The sequence below is a fragment of the Paralimibaculum aggregatum genome (genome assembly GCF_030270585.1).
GTDB classification, from domain to species: Bacteria; Pseudomonadota; Alphaproteobacteria; order Rhodobacterales; family Rhodobacteraceae; genus Thermohalobaculum; species Thermohalobaculum aggregatum.
The window spans coordinates 1-447 of the sequence record NZ_BSYI01000149.1 but is presented as its reverse complement, the minus strand read 5'-3'; the positions used below and the strand labels follow the sequence as shown (position 1 = coordinate 447).

Below are 447 nucleotides of genomic sequence, written 5' to 3'. Positions count from 1 at the left end.
TGCCGTTGAGATGCGGTGAGCGCGGCCGGATCGGACGGAACTTGATCGACCACTTCCGGAGCCTGTGCTGGACCTTGCAGGCGAAGAACTCCTGCCCGCGGTCGGTCTGGATGCGCCGGATCGACACCGGCATCTCCTCGACGACCTGCTCGAGAAAGGCGGGGGTCGACGTGGCGGACTTGTTCGGGAAGAGGCCAGCCACCTGATATCGCGGGCAATCGTCTGTCGCGGTGTACTGGTACAGGCGCGGTCCGATCTTGCAGACATCCATCTGCACGCGGTCGCCCGGGATCGGCCGTGCATACCGCTTCCATCGCTTTCGGACGAGGCGCTGGCGCTTCAGCCTGTTCAGGCCGTGTCGGCAAAGCACCTTGTGGATCGTGTCGATCGCGAGCCGGACGCCGTAAAGCCGCTGAAGCTCGATCCGCAGCCGTCTGATCCCGGGCT

Annotated in this window: 1 protein-coding gene; it reads right to left on the bottom strand. The window is 64.9% G+C overall.

Annotated elements, in window-relative coordinates; genetic code table 11:
• Positions 1–447 (bottom strand): DDE-type integrase/transposase/recombinase (locus QSJ97_RS24715; RefSeq protein ID WP_285675163.1); only part of this gene is annotated, 447 nt, incomplete at both ends.